The organism is Streptomyces argenteolus (assembly GCF_042902585.1).
Taxonomy (GTDB): Bacteria; Actinomycetota; Actinomycetes; order Streptomycetales; family Streptomycetaceae; genus Streptomyces; species Streptomyces argenteolus.
In genome coordinates this window covers 12589-38190 of sequence record NZ_JBIBEG010000007.1, presented here as the reverse complement: position 1 = coordinate 38190, position 25602 = coordinate 12589, and the positions used below count along the sequence as shown (strand labels likewise).

Here is a 25602-nt window from a genome sequence, read left to right as displayed (position 1 = left end):
GGGCGCCCGTGGCGGCCGTGCCCGGTGACCGCGGTACCGGGCACGGCTTCGGAGCACGGGACCGGCAACCTTTCGGGCAGCGGCGGCGACTACGGGCAGGAACCCCCACCTCTTCCCCTCCCGACCGAACGGACAAGGCCATGGCAGCGAATCGACGACGCACGGAGCCCCGCACCGGACCGCGCAGAGCGCTGACGGCGGGGGCCGCGGCGGTCGTGGCGGTCGCCACCCTCCAGGCGTTCGGGGCGGCCTCCGGAGCGGCGGCGGCCACCACGCTCACCGTCGCCAAGGACGGCAGCGGGCAGTACACCTCGGTGCAGGCCGCGGTGAACGCGATCCCCGCGGGCAACACCACGCGGACCGTCGTTTCCATCAAGCCGGGGACCTACCGCGAGCTGGTGAAGATCCCCTCCACCAAGCAGAACGTCACGCTCCAGGGCAGCGGGTCCAGCCGCAAGGACACCGTCATCGTGTACGGCAATGCCGCCGGCACCCGCAAGCCCGACGGCTCGGGCACGTACGGGACCAGCGGCAGTGCGACGGTCGCGGCCGAGGCCGACGGATTCCAGGCCCGTAACCTCACGATCTCCAACGACTTCGACGAGGGCGCCAACCAGAGCCTGAGCGGCCACCAGGCCGTGGCCCTGCGGACGGCGGCGGACAAGGTCTTCCTCGACTCCGTGATCGTCAGCGGCGACCAGGACACCCTGCTGCTCGACACCGCGTCCAAGACGACCCTCGGCCGCGTCCACATGACCAACTCCTACGTCGTCGGCAACGTCGACTTCATCTTCGGACGCGCCACCGCCGTGATCGACAAGTCGGTCATCACACTGAAGAAGCGGTGGGACGGCAGCTCCGCCGGTTACATCACGGCCCCCAGCACGGCAGCCGACCGCAAGGGCTTCCTCGTCATCAACTCCACCGTGAACGGCGACGTCTCGGCCTCGTCCTTCCACCTCGGCCGCCCGTGGCACGCGGGAGGGGACGCCACGCTCGACCCGATGGCCACCTTCCGTAACACCACACTCGGCGCGGCGGTCAGGCCCGCCCCCTGGACGGACATGAGCGGCTTCTCCTGGAAGGACGACCGCTTCGCCGAGTACAGGAACACCGGGCCGGGGGCCGGTGCGGCGAGCAGCGACCGGCCGCAGCTCTCCGACTCCCAGGCCGCGCAGCAGGAGATCGCCGACTGGCTGGCGGGCTGGACACCCTCGGCGACCTGAGTCACCGTGTGCAGAGGCAGAAGGCGTGGTCGAAGCGCTTCGACTCCCACTCTGGACAGTCCCTGTGAGCGAGTCTAGGCTCCACGGTGTCTGTGCATGTCAGAGTGCGAAAGGGAGCAGCGCAAGGCGCTGTCGAAGCGCTTCACCCGTTCTCCCTTGCGGTCATCATCTGTAGGGGAGAAGCACCATGGTCACGCTTGCCGAGGTCGCCCAGCATGCCGGAGTCTCGGCAAGCACGGTGAGCTATGTCCTCAGCGGGAAGCGGTCGATCTCCGCCTCCACCCGGGAGCGGGTGGAGAACAGTATCCAGCAGCTCGGCTACCACCCCAACGCGGGAGCGCGCGCCCTCGCCAGCAGCAGGACCAACATCATCGCCCTGATGGTGCCGCTGCGCACCGACATGTACGTGCCCGTGATGATGGAGATCGCCATCGCCGTCGCCACGAGCGCCCGCACCCACGGCTACGACGTCCTCCTGCTCACCGGCGAGGAGGGCCCGGCGGCCGTTCGGCGGATCGCGGGGAGCTCGCTGGCCGACGCGATCATCCTGATGGACGTCGAACTGCATGACGAGCGGCTCCCGTTGCTCCGCGACTCGGGGCGGACCGCGGCCCTCATCGGGCTCCCCGCCGACACCTCGGGGCTGACCTGTGTGGACCTCGACTTCGAGGCCACCGGCGCGCTGTGCGTGGACCACCTCTCCGGCCTCGGACACCGGGAGGTCGCCGTCATCGGGGAGGCCGCCGCCGTCTACGAGCGCCACACCGGCTTCGCCGAGCGGACGGTGGACGGCATACGCGCCAAGGCCCAGGACACCGGGACGCGGATCCTGCACCGGCCGTGCGAGGGAGGGTACGCGGCCATGGCCGGCACCCTGGCCCGGATCTTCGACGAGCGGCCGGGCACGACCGGGTTCATCGTCCAGAACGAGGCCGCCGTGGAGCCGCTGCTCAACCTCCTCCAGCAGCAGGGGCGCGCCGTACCGGAGGACGTGTCCGTCGTCGCCATCTGCCCCGACCAGGTGGCCACCCAGGCGTCGGTGCGGCTCACGTCCGTCGCCATCCCGGCACAGGAGATGGGCCGCCGCGCGGTGGAACAGGTCGTCGCGAAGCTCGCCGGCCGGGGCACGGACGAGGTGGACCTGCTGGAGCCGGTCCTCACGGTGCGTGCGAGCACCGGTCCCGCCCCCGCCTGAGGGGCCGGAACGGGCCGGGGGTGTCCCCCCGGCCCGCGCGGATCAGCTGGAGGAGACCTTGAACGTGTTGGTCGTGAAGTTCAGGCCGCCGGAGGACGAGGTGATCTCGTAGCCGAACTGGACGTCACCGATGGTCTCGTCGCCCCACCAGCCCTTGGTGTCCTTGATCCACTTCAGGATCGGCAGGATGTTCACGGTGCCGGAGGACGAGTCCGAGGTCCGCAGGAACGAGAAGACCTCGTTGGCGCCGTTGCTGCCCTTGTAGACGGCCCAGGTGTGCCCGCCGAGCGTGACGTTCCCCTGCGAGGTGCCCAGGGGGCCCACGGCTCCGTTGTAGTTGACCCAGAGCATCACCTCGTAGTCGTAGTCCGTGTCCCAGATGTCGTACGACGTGTTGTACGCGCCGGACGACGGGACGCTCACGTTGTAGGTGCTGGTCAGCGACGAGAGCGAGGTGATCGGCTTGTTGACGATCTTCTTGGCGTTGGGGTACGACTTGATGCCCCCGGTGTTCGGGTGGTTCGCCGTCACACCCCAGTTGCTGGACGAGTTGGCCCAGATGGACTGGGTGCCCGCCCCCGAGCCCCAGATGTTGTTGTAGAGGATGTAGCCGTCGGACGTGGTGTAGTTGCCCCACTGTTCGGACGAGGTCCAGATCGCGGCGTGGGCCGGTGCCGCCGCGAAGCCGATGAGGGCGGCCACGGCCGCCGTCGGCGCCAGGAGCAGCCTGGTCAGGGTGGTTCGTGCCATGAGGTGGTTCCTTCCATGTGGGGATGGAGGAGTGCTACCGCGCCCCCAGGGTGAGGACGCGGTCCACGCCGGCCGTCAGCTCCAGCGGAGCCGGGAGGTGTCCGGCGAGGGTCTCGGTGAGGGCGAAGCCGTCGCCCGTACGCAGATCGACGCGTGCGTCGCGGGTGGGGCGCAGCACGGCGGTCGCGCCGTCCTCGGACCAGCTGAGGTCCAGGTGCGCGCCGAACCGCGTGCGTATGCCCCGCAGTTCACCGGCCGGGTACGCGGCGGGGACCGCGGGCAGCAGCACCAGGCGGCCCGGTGCCGACTGGACGAGCGACTCGATGACGGCGGCGGGCAGGGTGTGGGCCGCGTCCGCGTTGTAGACGTCGCGCGAGGGGTAGTGCGCGCTCATCAGGGAGTCGTGGAAGAAGTCACCGCCCAGCACCGCGTCCAGCGCCGCCGACACCCGGGACGGGTCCCGCAGCCGGGCCGCGATCAGCGCGTGGTGCAGATGACCGTGGGCCGAGTCGTTCTCGGAGCCGCGCAGTTCCAGTGCGCGGTGCGCGGCGGCGGACAGCTCCGGGGTGTCGTACGGATTGATCGAGTCCAGCGGCCAGACCGGGTACAGATGGCTGAGGTGGCGGTGGTCGTAGGTCTCGCGCAGGCCCGGCCAGGCCCACTCGGCGAGCGCCCCGTCCTCGTTCACCAGGTAGTCCGGAAGCCGCGCGGCCAGCGCCCTCCAGTGATCCGCGGACGGGTGGCCGGGAGCGTGCTCGGCCGCCGTCGTCAGGGCGTGACGGGCCGCGGCGATGTCCATCGTGGCGTTCACCGTCACCCAGCTCGCGTTGGCGGGCCGGTTCTCGGGGGAGTACGAGGGGACGACCGCCACCCGCCCGTCCGGATCCTCCCGGCTGAGGAAGTCCTCGTAGAACAGGGCCACGTCGACGAGCGCGCCGGTCAGCGCCGCGTCAGGGGCGCCCGTCGTCACCTCGGCCTGCTCCAGGAGGGGGTGCAGCAGCCAGTCCGCCCCCGCCGTCCACAGATGCAGCGGATAGGCGCGCTGGAAGTGCCGGGTGTGACCCGACTCCCCGTCCGTGTGGGACGGGGCGACGACACCGCGGGCCCCGAAGAGCGCCCGGGCGTTGTCCCGCCAGTCCGCCCACTGCTTCCGCACCAGAGCGGCGTGGGCGTCGGTCACCTCCGGGAGCGCCGCCGGCGCGGCCGAGGCGATCTGGAGGTTGAGATTGGCGTTGGTGGTGAACGCCCCGGACCAGGCGGTGTCCCAGTCGCCGGTCCACAGACCCGTCAGCCTGGGCGGAAGCATCCCCGACGAGGACAGCAGGTGGTAGCGGCCCGCCGCGAAGAGCCGTTCCAGCAGGGCGGGGCTCCGCGGGGTGCGCAGCAGCTCACTGCCGCAGAGCTCACGCTCCGGCGCGGCGTCCCGCAGCGTGAGGGAGGCACGCCCGTAGGCCGCCCGGTGCAGTGGGCGATGCCGGTCCAGCAGGGTGGCGTAGTCCTCACCCGGCAGGGCGGCCCACAGCTCCCCGGGGTCGGGGCGGTCCGCCCCCCTGACGACCCGGGTCGTCAGCGTGAGGCTGCGCGCCCCTTCGATCCGGATGCCCTCCCCCGACACGGTGACCCGGCCGCCGTCGACCCGGGCCAGGGTGACGCCCGTGTAGCCGAGCCGGCTCCCGGGGTACCCCACCCGCAGGGCCAGGCGCGCCCCGTCCGGGGTCAGGACCGTGGAGCGGCCGACGGCCAGCTGCGCCGGAGCGCCGGGCAGCGTGTGGTCCAGGGTGACGTCGGCGGTCAGTCCGGGGTCGGTGACGTGCTGCACGACCACGTCGTCCGCCCGCGACACGAACACGCCGCTGCGCCACGCCTCGTAGGAGGCCGTCACCTCGCCCGTGGTGAAGTCGACCTCGCGCCGGTATCCGGCGACCGCCTCGTGCAGCCCACGGCCACGGCGGACCCGGGTGAGGAACGCCGGGTGGAAGGGCTGTACCCACACCAGCGGGCGGCCTCCTCCGAAGCTCTCGGCCGCCGTGGTGTCCCCGGACAGGAGCGCGTCCTGGAGGGGGCCGAGTCCGTCGGCGAGCTCGGGTGGCGCGAGGGCCTCGCTGCCGTTGGGCCGCACGAGGCTGTGGTGGTTCACGATCACCCGGTCGTCCCCGGGATCTCCGTGCACCATGGCCCCGTGACGGCCGTTGCCGCTGAGGAAGGCGTCCTCCCAGCGGGTGGCGGGGCAGGGCTCCCAGGTTCCGTCGATCATGCCGGCACGTCTCTGAGGACCGCCACGCCGAAGCGGCCCAGCTCCACGCCGCCGTCCGTCTCGGTGCCCGTGAGCAGGTCGAGCCTGCGCCCGGGCAGTTTCACCCCGGCGGGGGAGCGGCCGTGGTTCAGCAGGAAGAGCAGCTCACCGCGCCGTACGGCCTCCACCCCGGTGGGCAGGCCCTCCACCACGGGGCGCACGCCGGCCTCGGCGGCCCTGCGGCCGAGCAGATCGCGCAGGGCACCGGGCTCGGGGAGGGTGGAGAGATACGTCGCGGTGCCCTTGCGGAGCACCGCGGGGAGCCCGTCCAGCTCGCCGCCCCGGTAGGCGCTCACCGTCTCCGCCGAGCCGTCGGGCTCCAGCTCCTCCGACCACAGGGTGCCGCGCAGCCCGTCGCACTCCACCGTGGCGCCCGCCTCCAGGGGCCACCACTCGTGCACCGTACGGATGCCGAAGAGCGCACGCAGCCGGCTGTCCATGCCCCCCGGCCTGACCCGGCCGTCCGGGTCCGCGACGCCGGTGAAGAACCCGCACACGAGGGTCCCGCCGCCCCGCGCGTAGGCGACCAGATTGTCGATCGCCGCGTCGCTCAGGAGGTAGAGCTGCGGCACGAGAACCATGCGGTAGCCGCTCAGATCCGCCTCGGGCCGGGCGAATCCGGTGGCGATCCCTCCCTCCCACAGCGCTGCGTGCCAGGCCTGCACCAGCTCCGTGTACGCGACGAGCGAGGACGGGCGGTCCTGTTGTGCGGCGCCCCACCAGGCGTCCCAGTCGTGGAGCACGGCGACCTCGGCGGTCACCTCCTTGCCGCTCACCTCGGCGCCGATCAGGGCCAGTTCGGCGCCGATGCGCTTGACCTCGGCGAACGTACGGCCGTGTTCGCCGGCGTGGCTCAGCATGGCGGAGTGGAACTTCTCGGACCCCTGCCGGGACTGACGCCACTGGAAGTAGCAGACGGCGTCCGCGCCCCTGGCCACCGCCTGGAGCGACCAGAGCCGGTTGAGCCCGGCGGGCTTGGGGTGGTTGACCTCGCGCCAGTTGACCGAGCCGGCTGCCTGCTCCATCACCATCCACGGCCCGCACGCCTGCGAGCGGGTCATGTCGGCGAGCATCGCGTTGTACTGCCCGCCCCGCGGGTCCTTCGGGTCCGGGTAGACGTCGACGGAGACGACGTCCTCGTGCTCCGCCCAGGCCCAGGCGTCCTGACCCTCCCACAGCGGCATGAAGTTGGTCGTGACCGGGATGTGCGGGGTGTGCCGGGCGACGATGTCCCGCTCGGCGGTGTAGCACTCCAGCAGCGCGTCCGAGGTGAACCGCTTGAAGTCCAGCTCGTGCGCGGGGTTGCGCAGGTACTGGACGCGGCGCGGCGGCAGGATCTCCGACCACGTGTCGTAGCGCTGACTCCAGAAGGCCGTGCCCCAGGCCTCGTTGAGCGCCGCCACCGTGCGGTGGCGGGCGGCCAGCCAGCGGCGGAAGTGGTCCGCCGTCCCGTCGCACCAGCAGTGCGTGCAGTACTCGTTGTTGATGTGCCACATGGTCAGGGCCGGGTGGTCCGCGTACCGCGCCGCGAGATCCTCGGTGAGAGCGGCGGCGTAGCGGCGGTAGACCGGAGAGCTCGGGCAGAAGTGCTGCCGCGAACCGTAGGTGACGACCGTGCCCTCCTCCGTACGCGGCAGCGTCTCCGGGTGCAGGGCTCCCATCCACGGCGGCGGGGAGGAGGTCGGGGTCGCCAGCACGACCCCGATGCCGCCCGCGTGCATCAGGTCCATGAGCCGGTCCAGCCAGCCGAACTCCCTTGCTCCCGGGCGTGGTTCGATCATCGCCCAGGAGAAGACCCCGAGGGTGACGGAGGTGACGCCGGCCTCCTTCATCAGGCGTACGTCGTCGGCCCACACCTCCTCGGGCCACTGCTCGGGGTTGTAGTCGCCTCCGAAGAGGACGCGGCCACGGGTGGCGTCGTGCAGGGACGGCATGGACGTCTCGTTCCTCTACTTCGGGTCTGCGTACTGGATGCCACGGCCGTTCGTGCCCAGATAGACACGGCCGTGGACGCGGGGGTCACCGGTGATGACCTCACCGGTCCACCCCCACTGGTGGGAGTCGTCGTTGATGCGGACCCAGGTGGCGCCCGCGTCGTCGGAGCGCAGCACGGCCACCCCGTCGTACGTCGCGGAGACACGCCCGGTCTGGAAGACGGCCGGATAGCCCGCCCGGCCCTTCCCCGGAGCCGCCTTCCCGAAGCCCAGGGCGTGCGAGGCCTGGCAGCCGGGCACCGGTGCGAACGTGCGACCGCCGTCCACGGAGCGCAGCAGGCCGTTGTCCTTGGCGGACAGCCACAGGTCCCCGGTGCGTCCGGGCGCCGCCGCGATGCGGAACTGCGCGTCCCCGGAGGGCAGCCCGGCCGCTCCCTCGACGAAGGTCGCGCCCTTGTCGGTGGAGCGGAAGACCGTCCCGGTGTCCGTGTCGTACACGTAGAAGCGGGTGGGATCGAGGGGGTCGGCGACCGGCGTCCCGCCCTTGGGGAAGGTGGCCACCTCGGCCCAGGTCGCGCCGCCGTCCGTGGACCGGTGCGCGGGGTACTTGGTCCCGTCCCAGTGGATGAAGGACCACAGGAGCGTCGCCCCGTCGGCCGAGACCGCGACCGGCCCGGGGGCCGAGGACGCCATCGCCGGCTGCGAGGCGAACGGCTGCCAGCTCGCCCCGCCGTCGCGCGAGTAGGCGCCCGCGGAGTCCGAGCCCGAGGGCCAGCCGGTACGCACGACGTACGACGGCTCACGCGTGGCCAGGGCGAGTCCGGTCGCCGTGCCGAACACCGGGTTCGACGCCATCCCCCGCGAGGGGGAGGCGGTCAGCGAGTCGTGGTACATGACCCCGATGTCCCCCAGACCGCTGAGCAGCCGCGCCCCGGACGGTGGTGCGATCAGCTGGCGTACGGACGACTCCTCCAGACCCCGGATCTCCGGCGCCCAGTGCACCAGGTCACGCGTGCCGAAGACGGTGGCGCCGGTGCCGTACACGATGTGCCGCGCGTCGTGCGGGTCCACGGCCAGGGCCTGGATCCACCAGCCGAACTTGGGCTCACCGCCCCACTTCAGGTATGGGGTCTCCGAGACGTCCAGGACCGCCGTGTCCTTGAGCGAGGTCCAGCTCTCCCCGCCGTCCGTCGAACGGAACAGGGTGTCCACCGGCCCCCAGCGGTTGTTCGTCGAGACCACGACCGTGCCGGGGCGTGAGACGTCCACGGCCACTCCGCCGTAGCCGAACGCGTCGCCGGGGCCCGGGGCCGCCGGGGTCACGTCGGTCCAGAGACCCGTCACGGTGTCGAGACGGTGGACCGAGCCGTCGGACTGGTTGTTCGGTCCCGGCCCGTCCGCGTAACTCACGTACAGGGCACGTCCCCCCGCGTCGTACGCCGCGCGGACCGGCACCTTCGTCGATGCGCCGGAGGCGGGCCGTCCGGGAACCTCCTCCCAGCCGCCCGAGGCGTCGCGGCGGTAGAGGTTCGCGCCGCCGTCGCCCCAGCCCGCGTACACCGTACGGCCCGCGGCCACCAGCAGGGTGACCCCCTGGCCGCTCGCCGACGCGGTCGCCGGGAAGGAGGTGTCCTGGGCCCAGGTGGCGCCCCGGTCCGTGGAGCGCAGCAGTCCGTCGTGACGGGTGCCGAGCCAGAGCGTCTCGCTGTCACGGGGGTCGACCAGGAGCCGCTCGCCGCAGCCCCGGCCGTCCTCGTTGGCCCCGAGGCGCACGGTGAGATCCGTACGCTTCCAGCTCGCGCCCCGGTCGTCGGACCTGAGGACCGCGCCCGGCGACGCCCACGCCTGCGCGTACGTCCCGAGCGCCAGGTACAGCCGGTCCGGGTGCGCCGGGTCGACGGCCATCGCCTCGACGCCCAGCAGGTTCCAGTCGTCCCAGCCGATGTGGTCGGTGAGAGCCGTCCAGAGGGAGCTCCGGCCGTCCCAGCGGTAGGCCCCGCCGATGTCCGTCCTGGCGTAGGCCAGGCCCTCGACCGCGGGGTGGAACATCAGGCCCGTCACGAAGCCCGTCCCGCCGATCGCCGCGGTGCGCCAGCGGTGCGGCTGCGTCGTGCGGTTCTTCGGAGTGGCCGAGGCCCCTCCCGCCGCGGGCAGCACCGTGGCCGAGGCCGCGACCACCGCCGCACCGGCCAGGACGGTACGGCGCCGGGGATGCGGGCCGGATTCGGGCTGCGGGACGGACGTAGCGCGCATGACGAGGACCCTCCGGAGGGAGTGGACGGTGACTACGGGGCACGTGCGAGGTGGATCAGCCCTTGACGGCGCCGGTGAGCATGCCTTCCTTGAAGTGCTTCTGCACGAAGGGAGACAGGATCGCCACGGGCAGCAGCGCCAGGACCATGACGGCCATCTGGACGGCCAGCAGCGACAGGTGACCGGTGTTGATGACCTGGGTCAGGCCGGTGGGACGCTCCTGCTTGAGGATGAGCTGGTTCATCACGTTCTGCAGCGGCAGCATGTCCGGATCGGTCAGGTAGATGGAGGCGTTGAACCAGGCGCTCCAGTAACCGACCGCGTAGAAGAGCGTGATCACCGCGATGACCGCGCGCGAGAGGGGCATGACGATCTGCCACAGGATGCGGAAGTCGCCGGCCCCGTCGATGCGTGCGCTCTCGATGAGCTCCTGCGCGGTGCTCATGAAGAACGCGCGCAGGACCAGGATGTTGAACACGTTGAGGGCGCTCGGCAGGATCAGGGCCAGGTAGGTGTCGGTGAGCCCGAGACCCTGCACCACCAGGTAGGTGGGGATGAGCCCCGCGCCGAAGAACATCGTGGCCAGCATGAACATCAGCAGCGGCCGGTGCAGCACGGTCCCGGTGCGGGAGAGACCGTAGGCGCACATGATCGACACGGTCATGCTGAAGGCCGTGCCCACGACGGTCACACAGACGCTGACCAGCGCGGCCCGGGTGACCTGGCCGCCGCCCAGCAGCTCCTGGTAGGCGATGAAGGTGATCCCGCGCGGGATCACCACCAGTCCGCCCGCCTCGGTGATGGTCTTCACCGAGGACAGGCTGGTGACGATCACCACCCAGAGGGGGAGGAGGACGCCGAGGCAGACCAGGACCAGGACCACGCCCTTGGAGGCGAGCCCCGCCTTCGACGGTTCCTCCTCCCATGCGGGTCGCAGTCGGCCGCGGGTGCCGGGCTTGACCCCGGCCATTCCGGTGAGACCGGAGAGCAGGCTGCTCACTTCTTGTACACCCCCTGCTCACCCATGAGATGAGCGACCTTGTTGGCCCCGAGGACCAGCAGCAGACCGAAGATTCCCTTGACGATTCCGACGGCCGCCGCGTAGCTGAACCCGCCGTTGGTGATGCCGACGTTCCAGACGTAGGTGTCGAGCACCTCGGAGGCGCCCGGACCGACCGCGGTGCGCTGGAGCAGGATCTGCTCGAAGCCGACGGTCAGCGCGTTGCCCACCTGGAGCACCAGCAGCAGGGCCACCACGGGCCGCAGGGCGGGCAGCGTGATGTGCCACATCCGGCGCCAGCGGTTCGCGCCGTCCATGGCGCTCGCCTCGTAGAGGTCCGGGCTGACCGACGCCAGCGCCGCCAGGAAGACGATGACACCCCAGCCGGCGTCCTTCCAGATCATCTCGAAGGTGATCAGGAACTTGAACAGGCCCGGATCGGTCATCAGGTCGAAGCCCTCGTGACCGTGCTCCCGCAGCGTCTGGGCGATGAGCCCGGCGCCGCCGAACATCTGCTGGAACACCGTGACGACCAGGACCCAGGAGAAGAAGTGCGGCAGGTAGAGGATCGCCTGCGCCACCGCCCGGACCCGGGGCCGCACGAAGCTGTTGATGAACAGCGCGAGCAGGATCGGCACCGGGAAAAACAGCGTCAGCTGCAACAGGAAGATCGTCAGCGTGTTCCGCAGGGCCGACCAGAACAGCCGGTCGTTCACCATCTGCTGGAACCACTCGAAGCCGACCCACGGGCTCTGCGCGATCGCCTGGAAAGCGTTGTCCGCGATGTACGGGTCGTAGTCCTGGAAGGCGACGATGTTGCCGGCCAGGGGGATGTACGCGAAGACCAGCAGCAACAGCATCGCCGGCACGGTCATCAGGAGCAGGGTGCGGTCCCGGCGCAGCCGGTGACGCAGGGGCATGGCCCCGGTCGCCTGGCCGCGTCGCGTGGTCTTGCCGTTCTGGACCGGCGGCGTCCCTGGATCCTGCGCGCGCCGGTCCTCTGTGCTGAGTGACATGTCAGGAGGCCGACTCACCGGTCTCGTCGAGCAGCTTCTTGTACCAGTCGCGAAGCTTGTCGCCGCCCTTGCTCTTCCAGTCCGAGACCTGCTGCTGCATGTCGCTGACCTTCTTGCGGCCGCGGACGATGTCCTTCTCCAGGTCCTCGAACTGGGCGTTCAGCTCGGTGTAGCGCGTGGGCTCCTGGATCTGCATGCCGTGGAAGAGCGGCTTCTTGAGGTGCGCGCCCTGCCGCTGCTGCCACTCGACGACGCCCTTGGCGACGTCCGGGAAGTCGGGGTAGGCGCGGAAGGGGGAGGAGGAGGCCACGTACTCGTAGGTGGCGAAGACCTGGTTGTTGCCCAGCTCCGTCTTGACGAGGACGCCGTCCTTGAGGGTGTGGTGCGTGCCCTCCAGGCCGTAGGCCTTCAGGCGCTGCTCCTTGGTGCCGTAGGGCGCGGCGGTGAAGTTGGCGAGGGCGAGGACGTCCTCGATCGTCTTCTTGTCCGCGTCCTTGCTGACGAAGCACCAGATGTTGGAGGGGGAGGCCTCGTAGATGACCGGGGCGCCACCGTCGGCGGCGAAGAAGTCCATCGCGTCCATCCGGAACTCCGGCTTGTCCAGCCGCTGGACCGCGGTCGCCGCGTACCAGTCCGAGATGTCCGCGTTGTACATGAGCACGTTGCCGGACGAGAAGGTGGTGCGCATGTCACCGGTCTCGGCCTTGGCGTCCGGGTGCACGAAGCCGGCCGAGTACAGCGACCGCGACCACTCCAGGGCCTCGAGGTATTCGGGGGTCTCGTAGCGGTTGACCAGCTTGCCGTCGACGAGCTTCCAGTAGTACGGCTTTTCCGGGAGCACCCCGAAGAAGACGTACGCCGACCACGTCATGTCGCTGCACGCCCACACCTTGCTCTTGGGGGCGTTGATCTCCTTGCAGAGGTCGTAGAACTCCTGCGTGGTGGTCGGGACCTCGTACCCCTTCTCCTCGAAGATGTCCGCGCGGTAGAAGGGCGTGATGTTCGGCGTGGACTCCGCGGGCATCGGCAGGCCGCGCAGCTTGTCGGCGAAGATCGCGCGCTGCCAGGCGCCGGTGGGAATGGCCGCGAGGTTCGGGTAGGCCTTGACCTTGTCGCCCGAGAGGTAGGGACCGAGGTCGGCGAACTTGTTGGCGATGGCGCTCGGTATCTTGCCGCCCAGCTCCCAGCCCGGGACGACGACCGCGTCGGGGATCTGGCTGGAGGCGAGCACCGCGCCCAGCTTCTGGCCGTAGACGTTGCCGTCCTGGTTCTGCCACTTGACCTTGACGCCGGCCGCTTCGTCCATGGCCTTCCAGTACGGGTTGCCCTCGCCCGGCGAGGTGCCCCACAGCGGCGCCATGATCGTCAGCTCGCTGCCCTTGCCCAGCTTCTTCGGCACCGAGACCGCGAGCTGGTCGGCCGGGAGCGCGGTCGTGAAGCCGACCGCCGAGCCGTTCTTGCTCGGGATGTCCGGGGTGACCGCCTTGGAGGGCACGTAGGTCGGAAGGATGTCCTTCAGCTTCTTGCCCGTGGTCGTGCCCTCGTTCTTCGAGCCACCCGAACCGCCGCACGCGGCGAGGAGCGGCATCCCGCCGCCCACGGCCGCGGCGGCGACCGCGGTGGAGGCGAGGAATCTCCTCCGGCTGGGAGCGGAGGGGGAGTTCGGCGTCATTGCGTCAACCCTTCGTGGTGCAACAGGACGTCCGCGGCGGCGACTGCCGTTCGTCCCTGTGTCTGAGGTAGGGGGCGTTACCGGCCGAGCCGGCGGCACTTCACCGGCTGAGCTGAAGCGGTCAACGGGCTGCCTCGTCGAAGCGCTTCGATGTTGCAGCGAGGTTAAGTGAAGGGTCTCGGCCACACAAGAGTTCGTTTCGATATTCCTCCGACCTGTTTCCGAACCGTTTCCCGGCGTGATGTGGCGCCGATGTACCCGGAAGTGCCTCTTTGAGGCAGTAGCACCCTTGACACCTGCGGGGTTGGCCGCAGAGCATCGAAGCGCTTCGAAAGATCTTCTCCTCGCGTCGACAGAACTTTCGTCGTCCGACGCCCTGAAAACCTCCCACCTCTCCAAGGGGACCCGCACGTGACGGACCATCCGCTTCCCTTCCGCGACCCGCAGCTGTCCTTCGCCCGGCGCACCGACGATCTGCTCGGACGGCTCACGCTCGACGAGCGGATCGTGATGCTGCATCAGTTCGCCCCGGCGGTGGAGCGGCTGGGGCTCGGCCCGTTCCGCACCGGACAGGAGGCCCTCCACGGCGTCGCCTGGATGGGGCCCGCCACCGTCTTCCCGCAGGCCGTCGGTCTCGGCGCCACCTGGAACGACGACCTGGTCCGCCGGATCGGCGAGGCCGTCGGCGACGAGGTGCGGGCCAAGCGCGCCCAGGACGACCGCGTCGGGCTCAACGTCTGGGCGCCGACGGTGAACCTGCTGCGTCACCCCCTGTGGGGCCGGGGCGAGGAGGGGTACTCCGAGGACCCCGCCCTGACCTCCGCGATCGCCGTGGCCTACACCCGTGGACTGCGCGGTGACGACCCCCGCTACTGGCGCACCGCCCCCGTGCTCAAGCACTGGCTGGCCCACAACAACGAGACCGACCGCGACACCGCGTCCTCCTCGGTGCGCCCGCGGGTCCTGCACGAGTACGACCTGCGGGCCTTCCGCGGAGCCGTCGAGGCCGGGGCCGTGGCCGGCGTCATGCCGGCGTACAACCTGGTCAACGGCCGTCCCAACCACGTGTCCCCGCTCCTGGAGCAGCACCTGCGGAGCTGGACCGACCAGCCGCTCGTCGTCTGCTCGGACGCGGGCGCGCCGTCCAACCTGGTCGACTCCGAGCACTACTTCGACACGCACGCCGAGGCCACCGCCGCGGCCCTCAAGGCCGGCGTGGACAGCTTCACCGACCACGGCACGGACTCCTCGGTCATGACCGGCCGCATCCGCGACGCGCTCGCCGAGGGGCTCCTCGACGAGAAGGACATCGACACGGCGGTCCGCCGGCTGCTCGCGATGCGCTTCGCGCTGGGCGAGTTCGATCCGGAGCTCGACCCGTACGCCCGGACCGGCGGCCTGGACACCGAGGAGCACCGCGCGCTGGCCCTGGAGGCCGCCGAGCAGGCCGTCGTCCTGCTCAAGAACGAGGGTCTGCTGCCCCTCGCGCCGGAGGAGGGCCGCACGGTGGCGGTCGTCGGGCTTCTCGCGGACGCCTGCAAGCTCGACTGGTACAGCGGCACCCTCATGCACCGCTCGACGCCGCTCGACGGCATCCGCGAGCGTTACGGCGCCGAGAACGTCCTGTTCACCGAAGGAGTGGACCGGATCAGGCTGAGGTGCTCCGGCGGCTGGCTGACCGTGCCCCGCGCGGAGGGCGCGCCGAACGGGGAGGCCCGGGGCGCGGAAGGTGCCCTCGACCCGGCACTCCTCGCGGGGCGCACCGACCTGCCCCCGCTGACCTGCGGCGACGAGCCGGCCGAACTGGCCCTCGTCGACTGGGGGGACGGCGTCCTGACCCTGCGCACCGACGAGGGGCTGTACCTCTCGGTCGCAGACGACGGATTCGTCAGGGCGTCCGCGGACGAGCCGGGCGGCTGGGTCGTCCAGGAGACGTTCCGCCTGGAGGCGGTGGAGGGACACGACGGCGGACACCGCCTTCTGCACATCGGGACCGGTGGATACGTGTCTGTCGCCGCCGACGGCGCGAAGGTTGCCGTCTCCGGCGAGAAGATCGGGCGGGAGGGCGCCACCGTCTTCGTGAGCGAGACGGTCGAGCACGGCGCGGACGCCGTGGCACGGGTCGCCGCGGCGGCCGACACCGTGATCGTCGTCGCCGGCAACGACCCCCACATCAACGGCCGCGAGACCGAGGACCGCACGACCCTCGCACTCCCCGCCCAGCAGGACCGGCTGTGGCGCGCCGCCCGGGCCGCCAACTCGCGTACGGTCCTCGTGCTGACCTCCGCCTACCCGTACGCGGTCACCGACGCGGCCCAGGCACTCCCCGCCCTGCTCTGGACCGCGCACGGCGGCCAGGCGGCGGGCACCGCGCTCGCGCGGGTGCTCGCGGGCGACGTCTCCCCCGGGGGAAGGCTCCCGCAGACCTGGTACGCGGGTGACGACGATCTGCCGGGCCTGCTCGACTACGACATCATCGGCTCGCGGCAGACGTACCTCTACTTCGAGGGCACCCCGCTCTTCCCGTTCGGGCACGGACTGGGATACGCCGGTTTCTCCTACTCCGCACCGGAGGCCGAGGTCGAGGGCGAGCTGCTGCGGGTGGCACTGACCGTCACCAACGACGGGACGATCGCGGCGGACGAGGTGGCCCAGCTCTACGTCCGTGGGGCGGCCCCCTCGCAGGCCGCGCCCGCCGGCGCGGGCCGGACGGAGGGACCGGGCGGCGCCGTGGACCTGCCGCGGCGCAAGCTGGTCGGCCACCGCCGCCTGCACCTGGCTCCCGGTGCGGCCGAGCGCGTCGAATTCGCCGTTCCGGTGGCGGAGCTGGGGCACTGGAGCGTGGCGCACGGCCGCTGGACCGTCGAGCCGGGTGCGTACGAGATCCTCGCGGGAGCCTCCAGCGAGGACATCAGGCTCACCGCCACGGTGACCGTCGACGGCGAGGCCTCCGGCCCGCGCCCGGTGCTCACGCGAGGGCTGGAGGCCGCCGACTACGACTGGCAGCGGGACACCGAGATCGTGGACCGCGCGAAGACCGAGGGGGACTCCGTCACCCCCGCCTCCGCGGACCGGCCCGGTGAAGTCGGCTTCGGGGCATGCGACTTCGGTGCGGGCGTGGCCGGCCTGGCCTTCACCCTCGCGGGCGCGGGTTCCCTCTCCGTCACGGCGGACGGGCAGAGCGTTCAGCTCCAGGCCGAGGGCGAGGGCGGACCGTACGCCTACCGCACGCTCACCACTCCTCTCACGCTCCAGGGTGTGCGGGAGCTGAGGGTCCGCATGGAAGGAACCGTGCGCCTCGCCCGCATCGACGTCGTCCCCGCGAAGGAGACCGCATGAAGTTCACCGACGGCTTCTGGCTCATGCGTGAGGGCGTGCGCGCCTCCTACGCGACCGAGATCCGGGACGTGCGCGTCGAGCCCGACCGCTTCACCGCGTACGCGGCGGTCAAGCGGGTCGCCGCACGCGGAGACACGCTGAACACCCCGCTCATCACGGTCGAGTGCTTCTCGCCCGCCGAGGGCGTCATCGGCGTGCGGACCACGCACCACGCGGGGAAGGCCCGGCGCGGACCGGACTTCACGCTCCTGCCGGGCGACGCGTCCGCGCCCGCGGCCCGCACCCGCAGGGAGGGTGCCGTCACGGAGCTCTCCAGCGGCCCGCTGACCCTGCGCATGGACGGGGACGGGCCGTGGGGCATCACCTTCAGCGACGCCTCCGGGCGGCGTCTGACCGGGGTGGACCCCAAGGGGACGGCCTTCGCGACCGCGCCCGACGGGACCCACCACATGATCGCCCAACTCGCCCTGGACGTGGGGGAGAACGTCTACGGCCTCGGCGAGCGCTTCACCCCGTTCGTCAAGAACGGCCAGACGGTGGACATCTGGCAGGCGGACGGCGGCACCAGCAGCGAACTGGCCTACAAGAACATCCCGTTCTACCTGTCCTCGCGCGGTTACGGAGTCTTCGTCAACCACCCGGGCAGGGTCTCCTTCGAGGTGGGCTCGGAGTCCGTCGGCCAGGTGCAGTTCAGCGTCGAGGACCAGTCGCTGGAGTACTACGTCGTGGCCGGCCCGACGCCGAAGGACGTGCTGGCCCGCTACACGGCCCTCACCGGCCGCCCCGCGCTGCCGCCCGCCTGGTCGTTCGGACTCTGGCTGACCACCTCCTTCTGCACGTCGTACGACGAGGAGACGGTCACCTCCTTCGTCGACGGCATGGCCGAGCGGGGCATCCCGCTCAGCGTCTTCCACTTCGACTGCTTCTGGATGCGCGAGTACCAGTGGTCGGACTTCCTCTGGGACCCGGACGTCTTCCCCGATCCGGAGGGCATGCTGGCGCGCCTGAAGGCACGCGGGCTGCGCATCAGCATGTGGATCAACCCGTACATCGCCCAGAAGTCGGCCCTGTTCGCGGAGGGTGCCGAACAGGGCTACCTGGTGCGGCGGCCCAACGGTGACATCTGGCAGTGGGACCTGTGGCAGCCGGGCATGGCGCTGGTCGACTTCACCAACCCCGCGGCGCGCGCCTGGTACGACGGCAAGCTGCGGGCCCTGCTGGACCAGGGGGTCGACTGCTTCAAGACGGACTTCGGTGAGCGCATCCCCACGGACGTGGTCTGGCACGACGGCTCCGACCCCGAGCGGATGCACAACTACTACGCGCAGATCTACAACCGCACCGTCTTCGAGCTGCTGGAGAAGGAGCGCGGCGCGGGCGAGGCCGTCCTCTTCGCCCGGTCGGCCACCGCCGGGGGCCAGCAGTACCCGGTGCACTGGGGCGGCGACTGCTTCGCCTCGTTCACCGCGATGGCGGAGTCCCTGCGGGGCGGGCTGTCGCTGAGCCTGTCGGGCTTCGGCTTCTGGAGCCATGACATCGGCGGCTTCGAGGGGACCCCCGACCCGGCGGTCTTCAAGCGCTGGCTCGCCTTCGGCCTGCTCTCCTCGCACAGCCGGCTGCACGGCAACGTCTCCTACCGGGTCCCGTGGGAGTTCGGCGACGAGGCCGTCGACGTGGCCCGGCAGTTCACCCTGCTCAAGCACCGGCTCATGCCCTACCTCTACGGGGTGGCCGCCGAGGCACACCGCACGGGCGTGCCGATGATGCGGCCGATGCTGGCGGAGTTCCCCGGCGACCCCGCCACCCGCACCCTGGACCGGCAGTACATGCTCGGCCCGGACCTGCTGGTCGCGCCGGTCTTCACGGAGGACGGGGAGGTCGAGTACTACGTCCCCGAGGGCACGTGGACCTCGCTGCTCAGCGGCGAGCGCGTCACCGGCCCCGTGTGGCGGCACGAGACGCACGGCTTCGACAGCCTGCCCCTGCTGGTCAGGGACGGAGCCGTCCTGCCCTGGGGCGCCGACGACCAGCGCCCGGACGGGGACTGGCTGGAGGGCCTCACGCTGCGTGTCTTCGGTGCCCCCGAGGAGGAGAGGCTCGTCACCGTGCCGGACCTGACCGGCGCGGTCGCGGCCGGCTTCCGCGTCGCCCGGGAGGGCTCCGGCGTGCGGGTCACGGCCGAGGGCACCGGCCGGCCGTTCCGGGTGAGTGTCGAGGAGACCGGCGCGGCGGGGGAGGGGACCGGAACGGTCACCGTCGCCTGAGTCCCCGCGCCGCACGGACAGCCCGCCGTCCGCCCCGCCCGGGGCGGACGGCGGCCTGCTGTCCGCCGGGCAACGGCGCCCCGGGCCTCGGGTACGCGGGCTCCCGAGGTGCTCCGTGCCGTCACGCCGCAGGGTCCCGGTGGCCCGGGATCCCTCGTGCCGTCCTGCGCTCACCCGATGCCCTGCCGTCCTTCCGGCGGGCCTCGCTCCGGTCCTGCCGTCCGTTCTCACCACCAGTGAGACACCGCCAGTGAGACATGTCACTGACGGTGAAGTTCTCGGCATACATCCGGCGGCGCCGGAGAGGTGTCCAGGCTGCCGGTGCGTGCCGAACCCGTGGCCCGCCGGCACGGACCAGTGCTCCGCGCCCCGACCGTGCGGAGCAGCCCAGGCACGGAAGGCAGACCCCTCACATGTCGGCTACCCCTACGTCGGCTCCCCACGCCGAGACCTCAGTTGCGGCGCTCGCGACCGTACACATCGACGGGAGCTGGCTCCCCGCCGTCTCCGGAGCCACGCGGGAGATCCTCGACCCCGCGGACGCCACGGTCCTGGCCGTCGTCGCCGAGGCCGGTGTGGAGGACACCGACACGGCCGTGGCCGCCGCTCGCCGTGCCTTCGACGACGGCCCGTGGCCGCACCGGCCGGTCGCCGAGCGCGCCGGGCTGCTCCGCAGGGTTGCCGTCCTCCTCCAGCGGGACCGCGAGGAGATCGCGATCACGGAGAGCCGTGACACCGGCAAGACCTTGGAGGAAGGGCGCGTCGACGTCGACGACGTCACGAACGCCTTCCGCTACTTCGCCGACCTCGTCATGAACGAGAGCGGCGGCCGGGTCGTCGACGCCGGGGACCCCGACGTGCACAGCGTCGTCGTGCACGAGCCCGTCGGCGTCTGTGCCCTGATCACCCCCTGGAACTACCCGCTGCTCCAGGCCAGCTGGAAGATCGCCCCGACCCTCGCGGCGGGCAACACCTTCGTGCTCAAGCCCAGCGAGGTCACCCCGCTCTCCACCGTCCACCTGGTGCGGCTGCTCGCCGAGGCCGGGCTGCCCGACGGCGTCGCCAACCTCGTGACGGGCGCGGGCGCGCCCGTCGGCGCGCGGCTCTCCGAGCACCCCGACGTCGACCTCGTCTCCTTCACCGGCGGCCTGGCCAGCGGGACGAAGGTCGCCCAGGCCGCGGCCCCCACCGTCAAGAAGGTCGCCCTGGAGCTCGGCGGCAAGAACCCCAACGTGGTGTTCGCCGACGCCTGCGCCACCGAGGAGGGCTTCGACACGGCCGTCGACCAGGCGCTGAACGCCGCGTTCTTCCACAGCGGCCAGGTCTGCTCCGCCGGGGCCCGGCTCATCGTCGAGGAGTCCGTCCGCGACCGCTTCGTCACCGAACTCGCCCGCCGCGCCGACGCGATCCGGCTCGGCCGCGGCACCGTCGACGGAGTCGAGTGCGGCCCTCTCGTCTCCGCGCAGCAGCTCGCCAAGGTCGAGGCGTACGTGGCGTCCGCCCGGGAGGAGGGTGCGGTCGTCCGCTCCGGAGGCGCCCGCCCCGAGCCCTCGGACGTCCGTCCCGCGAGCGGCTACTTCTACCGGCCGACCGTGCTGGACGGCTGCCACCGTGCGATGAGGGTGGTCCGCGAGGAGACCTTCGGCCCGATCCTCACCGTGGAGACCTTCCGGACGGAGGAGGAGGCCGTCACCCTGGCCAACGACACCGACTACGGCCTCGCGGGCGCCGTCTGGACCACCGACGCGGGACGCGCCCGCCGCGTCGCCGCCCGGCTGCGGCACGGCACCGTCTGGATCAACGACTACCACCCCTACCTCCCGCAGGCGGAGTGGGGCGGTTTCGGCAGGTCCGGGACCGGCCGTGAGCTCGGCCCCACCGGACTGGCCGAGTACCGGGAGTCCAAGCACATCTACCAGAACCTGAACCCGCGCCCCCAGCGCTGGTTCGCGGGCTGACCGGAAACGGCCCTTCCCCCCAGCTGTTCGCGGCACCACGCACACGCACGAACCTTGCAGAAGGAGCAGTGACCGATGCCCCCGTCCCCCAGCACCGCACGCCCCGGCCCCTCCGGCGGCGCCCGTCCGGAGCCCGCCGACTACGTGATCGTCGGAGGAGGCACGGCCGGATCCGTCATCGCCTCGCGGCTCACCGAGGACCCCGATGTCACGGTCACCGTCATCGAGGGCGGACCGACCGACATCGACCGCGAGGACGTCCTCACGCTCCGCCGCTGGCTCGGCCTCCTCGGCGGCGACCTCGACTACGACTACCCCACCACCGAACAGCCGCGCGGCAACTCCCACATCCGGCACAGCCGCGCCCGGGTCCTCGGCGGCTGCTCCTCGCACAACACCCTGATCAGCTTCAAGCCGCTGCCCGGCGACTGGGACGAGTGGGCCGAGGCCGGGGCCGGCGGCTGGGACGCCGCCGCCATGGATCCCTACTTCGCCCGGCTGCGCAACAACATCGTGCCCGTCGACGAGAAGGACCGGAACGCCATCGCCCGCGACTTCGTCGACGCCGCCCAGGCGGCGGCCGGGGTCCCGCGCGTGGACGGCTTCAACAAGAAGCCGTTCCACGAGGGCGCGGGCTTCTTCGACCTGGCCTACCACCCGGAGAACAACAAGCGTTCCTCCGCCTCCGTCGCCTATCTCCACCCCCACATCGAGGCCGGCGACCGCCCCAATCTCACGATCCTGCTGGAGACGTGGGCGTACCGCCTGGAGTTCGACGGCCACCGGGCCACCGGGGTGCACGTACGGGACAAGAACGGGGAGGAGACCTTCCTGCGCGCCGGGCGCGAAGTGATCGTCTGCGCGGGCGCGGTGGACACCCCCCGGCTGCTGATGCACTCCGGCGTCGGACCGGCGAAGGACCTGACCGAGCTCGGCATCCCCGTCGTGCACGACCTCCCGGGCGTCGGCGAGAACCTGCTCGACCACCCCGAGTCGGTCATCGTCTGGGAGACCGACGGACCCATCCCCGAGAACTCCGCGATGGACTCCGACGCGGGCCTCTTCGTGCGCAGGGACCCCGGATCCCGGGGCCCCGACCTGATGTTCCACTTCTACCAGATCCCCTTCACCGACAACCCGGAGCGCCTCGGCTACGAGAAGCCCGAGCACGGCGTGTCGATGACCCCGAACATCCCCAAGCCGCGCAGCCGCGGCCGTCTCTACCTCACGAGCGCCGACCCCGAGGCCAAACCGGCCCTGGACTTCCGCTACTTCACCGACGAGGACGACTACGACGGCCGCACCCTCGTCGACGGCATCAAGCTCGCCCGCGAGATAGCGAAGACCGAACCGCTGGCCCACTGGCTCAAGCGCGAGGTGTGCCCCGGGCTCGAGGTCACCTCCGACGAGGACATCAGCGAGTACGCCCGCAAGGTCGCGCACACCGTCTACCACCCCGCGGGAACCTGCCGCATCGGGGCCGTGGGCGACCCGGAGGCCGTCGTCGACCCCCAGCTGCGGATCCAGGGCCTGGAGGGCATCCGCATCGCCGACGCGTCCGTCTTCCCGTCCATGCCCGCCGTGAACCCCATGATCGGTGTCCTGATGGTGGGCGAGAAGTGCGCCGAACTGCTCCGAACCACCCCGACCACCGGAGGCGATGTCCGATGAGCGAAGCCGGCACCCCCGTGTTCAGCGTCCGGAACCTCTGGAAGGTCTTCGGGCCCAAGGCCGACCGCATCCCCGGCAGCGAGCACGCCGAACTGCCGCCCGCCGAACTGCGCGAGCGCACCGGCTGCACCGCGGCGGTGCGCGACGTCTCCTTCGACGTGCACAAGGGCGAGGTCTTCGTCGTCATGGGCCTCTCCGGCTCCGGCAAGTCCACCCTCGTACGCTGTCTGACCCGGCTCATCGAACCCACCAGCGGCACCCTCGCCATCGACGGCGAGGACGTCCTGGGCATGGACACCACCCGGCTGCGCGAACTGCGCCGCCACCGCGCCGCCATGGTCTTCCAGCACTTCGGGCTGCTGCCGCACCGCACGGTGCTCGACAACGTCGCCTACGGCCTGGAGATCCAGGGCCTCGGCAGGGCCGAACGGCGCGCCAGGGCCGCCGGACTCGTGGAGAAGGTAGGCCTCGCCGGCCTCGAAGGCCGCCGCCCCGCCCAGCTCTCCGGCGGACAGCAGCAGCGCGTCGGTCTGGCCCGCGCCCTCGCGGTGGACCCCTCCGTCCTCCTCTTCGACGAACCGTTCAGCGCACTCGACCCGCTGATCCGGCGGGAGATGCAGGACGAAGTCGTACGGCTGCACCGCGAGGAGGGCCGCACCATGGTCTTCATCACCCACGACCTCAGCGAGGCGCTCCGCCTGGGCACCCGCATCGCGCTGATGCGTGACGGCGGGATCGTCCAGCTCGGCACCCCCGAGGAGATCGTGGGCTCGCCCGCCGACGACTACGTACGCGAGTTCGTCAGGGACGTGCCCCGCGAGCAGGTCCTCACCGTGGCGACCGCCATGCGTCCGCCGACCGCGGGGGAGGCCGGCGGCGGCCCCGCCCTCCGGCCCGGTGCCACCGTCTCCGAGGCCATCGAGGCCGTCTCCCGCTCCGGCGAGCCGGTCGCCCGCGTCATGGAGGGCGGCAGGCTGCTCGGCGTCGTCGACCACGCCTGCCTGCTGGACGTGGTGGCGGGCACGGGAGTCCGTGAGGTGACCGTCTGATGGCCACCGCCCAAGCCACCACCGGTACCGTGTCCGGACCCCCGGGGAACGCCCTTTCCGCGGCTCTGCGCGGCCGTCCCGCCCTCGGCAAGATCCTGGTGCTGCTGGTGATCGCCGCCGTCGCGGTACCCCTCGCGCACGCCCGCTGGGGCGGCGGGGCCTGGCCGGCGGCCCTGACGGTCGACCTCGGCGGACCCCTCGGCGAGGTCAACGACTGGATCATCGGCAACCGCGACAGTCACCCGCTCTTCCTCTACTTCTTCGGCCACATCAGCAACGCCGTCGTCCTGTCCGTGCGCGGCGTCTACCTGGCGCTCCTCGCCCTCGGCTGGGCCGGAGTCACCGCCCTCGCCGCGCTCGTCGCCTGGCGCACGGCCGGATGGCGCCTTGCGCTGACCGCGGGACTGTCCTTCCTGGCCTGCGGACTGCTCGGCATGTGGGTGCCGACGATGCAGACGCTCGCCCTGATGGTCGTCGCGGTCCTCGCCTCCGTGGTGCTGGGCCTGCTCCTCGGGCTCGCCGCGGGCCTCTCGGACCGTACGTTCCGCGTCCTGCGCCCCGTCCTTGACACCATGCAGGTGCTGCCCGCCTTCGCCTATCTGCTGCCCGTCGTGCTGGTCTTCGGCATCGGCGTGCCCGGCGCGGTCCTCGCGACCGTCGTCTACGCGGCGCCGCCGATGGCCCGGCTCGCCGTACTCGGACTGCGCGGCGCCGACGCCGGCGTCATGGAGGCCGTCACCTCGCTCGGCGCGACCGGCCGGCAGCGCCTCCTGAGCGCCCGACTGCCGCTGGCCCGCAAGGAACTCCTCCTCGGCCTCAACCAGACCATCATGATGGCGCTGTCCATGGCCGTCATCGCCTCCGTCATCGGCGCCGGCGGCCTCGGTGACCGCGTGTACCAGGCGCTGTCCTCCGTCGACGTCGGAGCCGCGCTCGCCGCGGGCATCCCCATCGTGCTGCTCGCCGTCGTCCTGGACCGTACGACCGAGGCGGCCGGCCGGAAGATCGGTACGGACCCCACCGGCCCCGCCGCCCTGCGCGGGGCACGCGGCTGGGCCCTCGCCGCCCTGACCGCCGCGGCCGTCGCCGTCGTGGGCCGCTTCACCGGCGGCCGCGTCTGGCCCGACGGCGGTGTCCTCGCCATCGCGGGCCCGGTCAACACCGCCAAGGACTGGATGGTCGACCACCTCTACACCGGCATCCCCGTCATCGGCGGAACCGCCGACTGGGCGGCCCACTTCACCAACTGGATCCTCAACCCGCTGCGCGACGGGCTGCAGGCGCTGCCCTGGTGGTCCGTGCTGCTGATCGTCGCCGCGCTCGCCTGGACGATCGGCACGTGGCGCACCGCGCTCACCGCCGTGCTCGCCATGGCGGCCATCGGGGTCCTCGGTGTCTGGGACGTGTCGATGGACACCCTCGGCCAGGTCCTCGCCGCCGTCGCCGTCACGCTCGTCCTGGGCTTCGCCGTCGCCATCGGCGCCGCGCGCAGCCGCCGCCTGGAACGGCTGCTGCGGCCCGTCCTGGACGTCTTCCAGACGATGCCGCAGTTCGTCTACCTCATCCCCGTCGTCGCCCTCTTCGGTGTCGGCCGCGCCCCCGCCGCCGCCGCGGCCGTCGTCTACGCGCTGCCCGCCGTCGTCCGCATCACGACCCAGGGCCTGCGGGGCGTGGACCCCGCCGCGTTGGAGTGCGCCCGCTCGCTCGGCGCCACCAGCGGCCAGCAACTGCGCCAGGTCCAGCTCCCGCTGGCCAGGCCCGCCCTGCTGCTCGCCGTCAACCAGGGCGTCGTGCTGGTCCTCGCGGTCGTCATCATCGGCGGCCTCGTCGGCTCCGGGGCGCTCGGCTACGACGTCGTGTTCGGCCTGGCCCAGGGCGACCTGGCCACCGGGCTCGTCGCGGGCGCCGCCATCGTCTGCCTGGGGCTGATGCTGGACCGTGTCACCCAGCCCACCACCCGCCTCCAGCGGAAGGAGAGCTGA

General features: G+C 71.6%; 14 protein-coding genes and 1 pseudogene. 8 read left to right on the top strand and 7 right to left on the bottom strand.

Translation table 11 applies throughout. The features are described from left to right. Window positions 1-251: 251 nt before the first annotated feature. Window positions 252-1226 (top strand): annotated as a pseudogene (locus ACFY8O_RS23735) (pectinesterase family protein); the annotation flags it as partial. A 187-nt stretch (window positions 1227-1413) separates the two neighbouring features. Further along, window positions 1414-2421 carry a LacI family DNA-binding transcriptional regulator gene (locus ACFY8O_RS23730; RefSeq protein WP_145811870.1) on the top strand — a complete coding sequence of 336 codons (1008 nt, stop codon included), beginning with the start codon at window positions 1414-1416 and terminating at the stop codon, window positions 2419-2421. A gap of 42 nt (window positions 2422-2463) precedes the next feature. Here the strand turns inward: ACFY8O_RS23730 and ACFY8O_RS23725 are convergent, their stop codons facing one another. Genes ACFY8O_RS23725 through ACFY8O_RS23695 form a run of 7 tightly spaced genes read right to left on the bottom strand, consistent with a single transcriptional unit; the run spans window position 2464 to window position 13339 of the window. Then, window positions 2464-3171, bottom strand: a complete 708-nt coding sequence (locus ACFY8O_RS23725) for a glycoside hydrolase family 12 protein (RefSeq protein ID WP_387905455.1) — start codon at window positions 3169-3171, stop codon at window positions 2464-2466. A gap of 34 nt (window positions 3172-3205) precedes the next feature. Continuing rightward, window positions 3206-5425, bottom strand: coding sequence for a glycosyl hydrolase family 95 catalytic domain-containing protein (locus ACFY8O_RS23720; RefSeq protein ID WP_387905452.1), 2220 nt, complete (start codon window positions 5423-5425; stop codon window positions 3206-3208). Next, on the bottom strand, window positions 5422-7398 hold the full coding sequence (locus tag ACFY8O_RS23715; protein WP_387905449.1) for a beta-galactosidase: 1977 nt from the start codon (window positions 7396-7398) through the stop codon (window positions 5422-5424). The genes ACFY8O_RS23720 and ACFY8O_RS23715 overlap by 4 nt, the downstream gene beginning before the upstream one ends. 15 nt (window positions 7399-7413) lie before the next feature. Beyond that, window positions 7414-9651 carry a 1,4-beta-glucanase gene (locus tag ACFY8O_RS23710; RefSeq protein WP_387905447.1) on the bottom strand — a complete coding sequence of 746 codons (2238 nt, stop codon included), beginning with the start codon at window positions 9649-9651 and terminating at the stop codon, window positions 7414-7416. Window positions 9652-9706: 55 nt separating this feature from the next. Next, window positions 9707-10621: a carbohydrate ABC transporter permease gene (locus ACFY8O_RS23705; RefSeq protein ID WP_145811917.1), complete on the bottom strand. Its 915-nt coding sequence runs from the start codon at window positions 10619-10621 to the stop codon at window positions 9707-9709. A gap of 26 nt (window positions 10622-10647) precedes the next feature. Then, a complete protein-coding gene (locus tag ACFY8O_RS23700) occupies window positions 10648-11667 on the bottom strand; it encodes an ABC transporter permease (RefSeq protein ID WP_387905445.1) in 1020 nt (339 codons plus the stop codon). 1 nt (window position 11668) lies between these two features. Beyond that, window positions 11669-13339: an extracellular solute-binding protein gene (locus ACFY8O_RS23695; protein WP_387905444.1), complete on the bottom strand. Its 1671-nt coding sequence runs from the start codon at window positions 13337-13339 to the stop codon at window positions 11669-11671. A gap of 411 nt (window positions 13340-13750) precedes the next feature. Here ACFY8O_RS23695 and ACFY8O_RS23690 point away from each other — a divergent pair, with 411 nt between their 5' ends. The 6 genes from ACFY8O_RS23690 (at window position 13751) to ACFY8O_RS23665 (ending at window position 25602) form a co-directional block, all read left to right on the top strand. After that, window positions 13751-16678: a glycoside hydrolase family 3 protein gene (locus tag ACFY8O_RS23690; protein WP_387905442.1), complete on the top strand. Its 2928-nt coding sequence runs from the start codon at window positions 13751-13753 to the stop codon at window positions 16676-16678. After that, window positions 16675-18942 (top strand): alpha-xylosidase, encoded by a 2268-nt coding sequence (yicI, locus tag ACFY8O_RS23685; protein ID WP_387905439.1) that lies wholly within the window; start codon window positions 16675-16677, stop codon window positions 18940-18942. The genes ACFY8O_RS23690 and yicI overlap by 4 nt, the downstream gene beginning before the upstream one ends. 413 nt (window positions 18943-19355) lie before the next feature. Continuing rightward, the gene (locus ACFY8O_RS23680; RefSeq protein WP_387905435.1) at window positions 19356-20900 is read left to right on the top strand and encodes an aldehyde dehydrogenase family protein; all 1545 of its coding nucleotides are present in this window, start codon (window positions 19356-19358) and stop codon (window positions 20898-20900) included. 75 nt (window positions 20901-20975) lie between these two features. Further along, window positions 20976-22571, top strand: a complete 1596-nt coding sequence (locus ACFY8O_RS23675) for a GMC family oxidoreductase (protein WP_387905433.1) — start codon at window positions 20976-20978, stop codon at window positions 22569-22571. Then, window positions 22568-23620, top strand: coding sequence for a quaternary amine ABC transporter ATP-binding protein (locus ACFY8O_RS23670; protein WP_145811882.1), 1053 nt, complete (start codon window positions 22568-22570; stop codon window positions 23618-23620). The genes ACFY8O_RS23675 and ACFY8O_RS23670 overlap by 4 nt, the downstream gene beginning before the upstream one ends. Beyond that, the gene (locus ACFY8O_RS23665; RefSeq protein WP_387905430.1) at window positions 23620-25602 is read left to right on the top strand and encodes an ABC transporter permease; all 1983 of its coding nucleotides are present in this window, start codon (window positions 23620-23622) and stop codon (window positions 25600-25602) included. Before ACFY8O_RS23670 ends, ACFY8O_RS23665 begins: the two co-directional genes overlap by 1 nt.

Excerpts from the sequence above, each read along its gene's own strand:
- ACFY8O_RS23730 (WP_145811870.1), top strand. The coding sequence starts at position 1,414 with ATGGTCACGCTTGCCGAGGTCGCCCAGCATGCCGGAGTCTCGGCAAGC.
- ACFY8O_RS23725 (WP_387905455.1), bottom strand. The coding sequence starts at position 3,171 with ATGGCACGAACCACCCTGACCAGGCTGCTCCTGGCGCCGACGGCGGCC.
- ACFY8O_RS23720 (WP_387905452.1), bottom strand. The coding sequence starts at position 5,425 with ATGATCGACGGAACCTGGGAGCCCTGCCCCGCCACCCGCTGGGAGGAC.
- ACFY8O_RS23715 (WP_387905449.1), bottom strand. The coding sequence starts at position 7,398 with ATGCCGTCCCTGCACGACGCCACCCGTGGCCGCGTCCTCTTCGGAGGC.
- ACFY8O_RS23710 (WP_387905447.1), bottom strand. The coding sequence starts at position 9,651 with ATGCGCGCTACGTCCGTCCCGCAGCCCGAATCCGGCCCGCATCCCCGG.
- ACFY8O_RS23705 (WP_145811917.1), bottom strand. The coding sequence starts at position 10,621 with ATGGCCGGGGTCAAGCCCGGCACCCGCGGCCGACTGCGACCCGCATGG.
- ACFY8O_RS23700 (WP_387905445.1), bottom strand. The coding sequence starts at position 11,667 with ATGTCACTCAGCACAGAGGACCGGCGCGCGCAGGATCCAGGGACGCCG.
- ACFY8O_RS23695 (WP_387905444.1), bottom strand. The coding sequence starts at position 13,339 with ATGACGCCGAACTCCCCCTCCGCTCCCAGCCGGAGGAGATTCCTCGCC.
- yicI (WP_387905439.1), top strand. The coding sequence starts at position 16,675 with ATGAAGTTCACCGACGGCTTCTGGCTCATGCGTGAGGGCGTGCGCGCC.
- ACFY8O_RS23680 (WP_387905435.1), top strand. The coding sequence starts at position 19,356 with ATGTCGGCTACCCCTACGTCGGCTCCCCACGCCGAGACCTCAGTTGCG.
- ACFY8O_RS23675 (WP_387905433.1), top strand. The coding sequence starts at position 20,976 with ATGCCCCCGTCCCCCAGCACCGCACGCCCCGGCCCCTCCGGCGGCGCC.
- ACFY8O_RS23670 (WP_145811882.1), top strand. The coding sequence starts at position 22,568 with ATGAGCGAAGCCGGCACCCCCGTGTTCAGCGTCCGGAACCTCTGGAAG.
- ACFY8O_RS23665 (WP_387905430.1), top strand. The coding sequence starts at position 23,620 with ATGGCCACCGCCCAAGCCACCACCGGTACCGTGTCCGGACCCCCGGGG.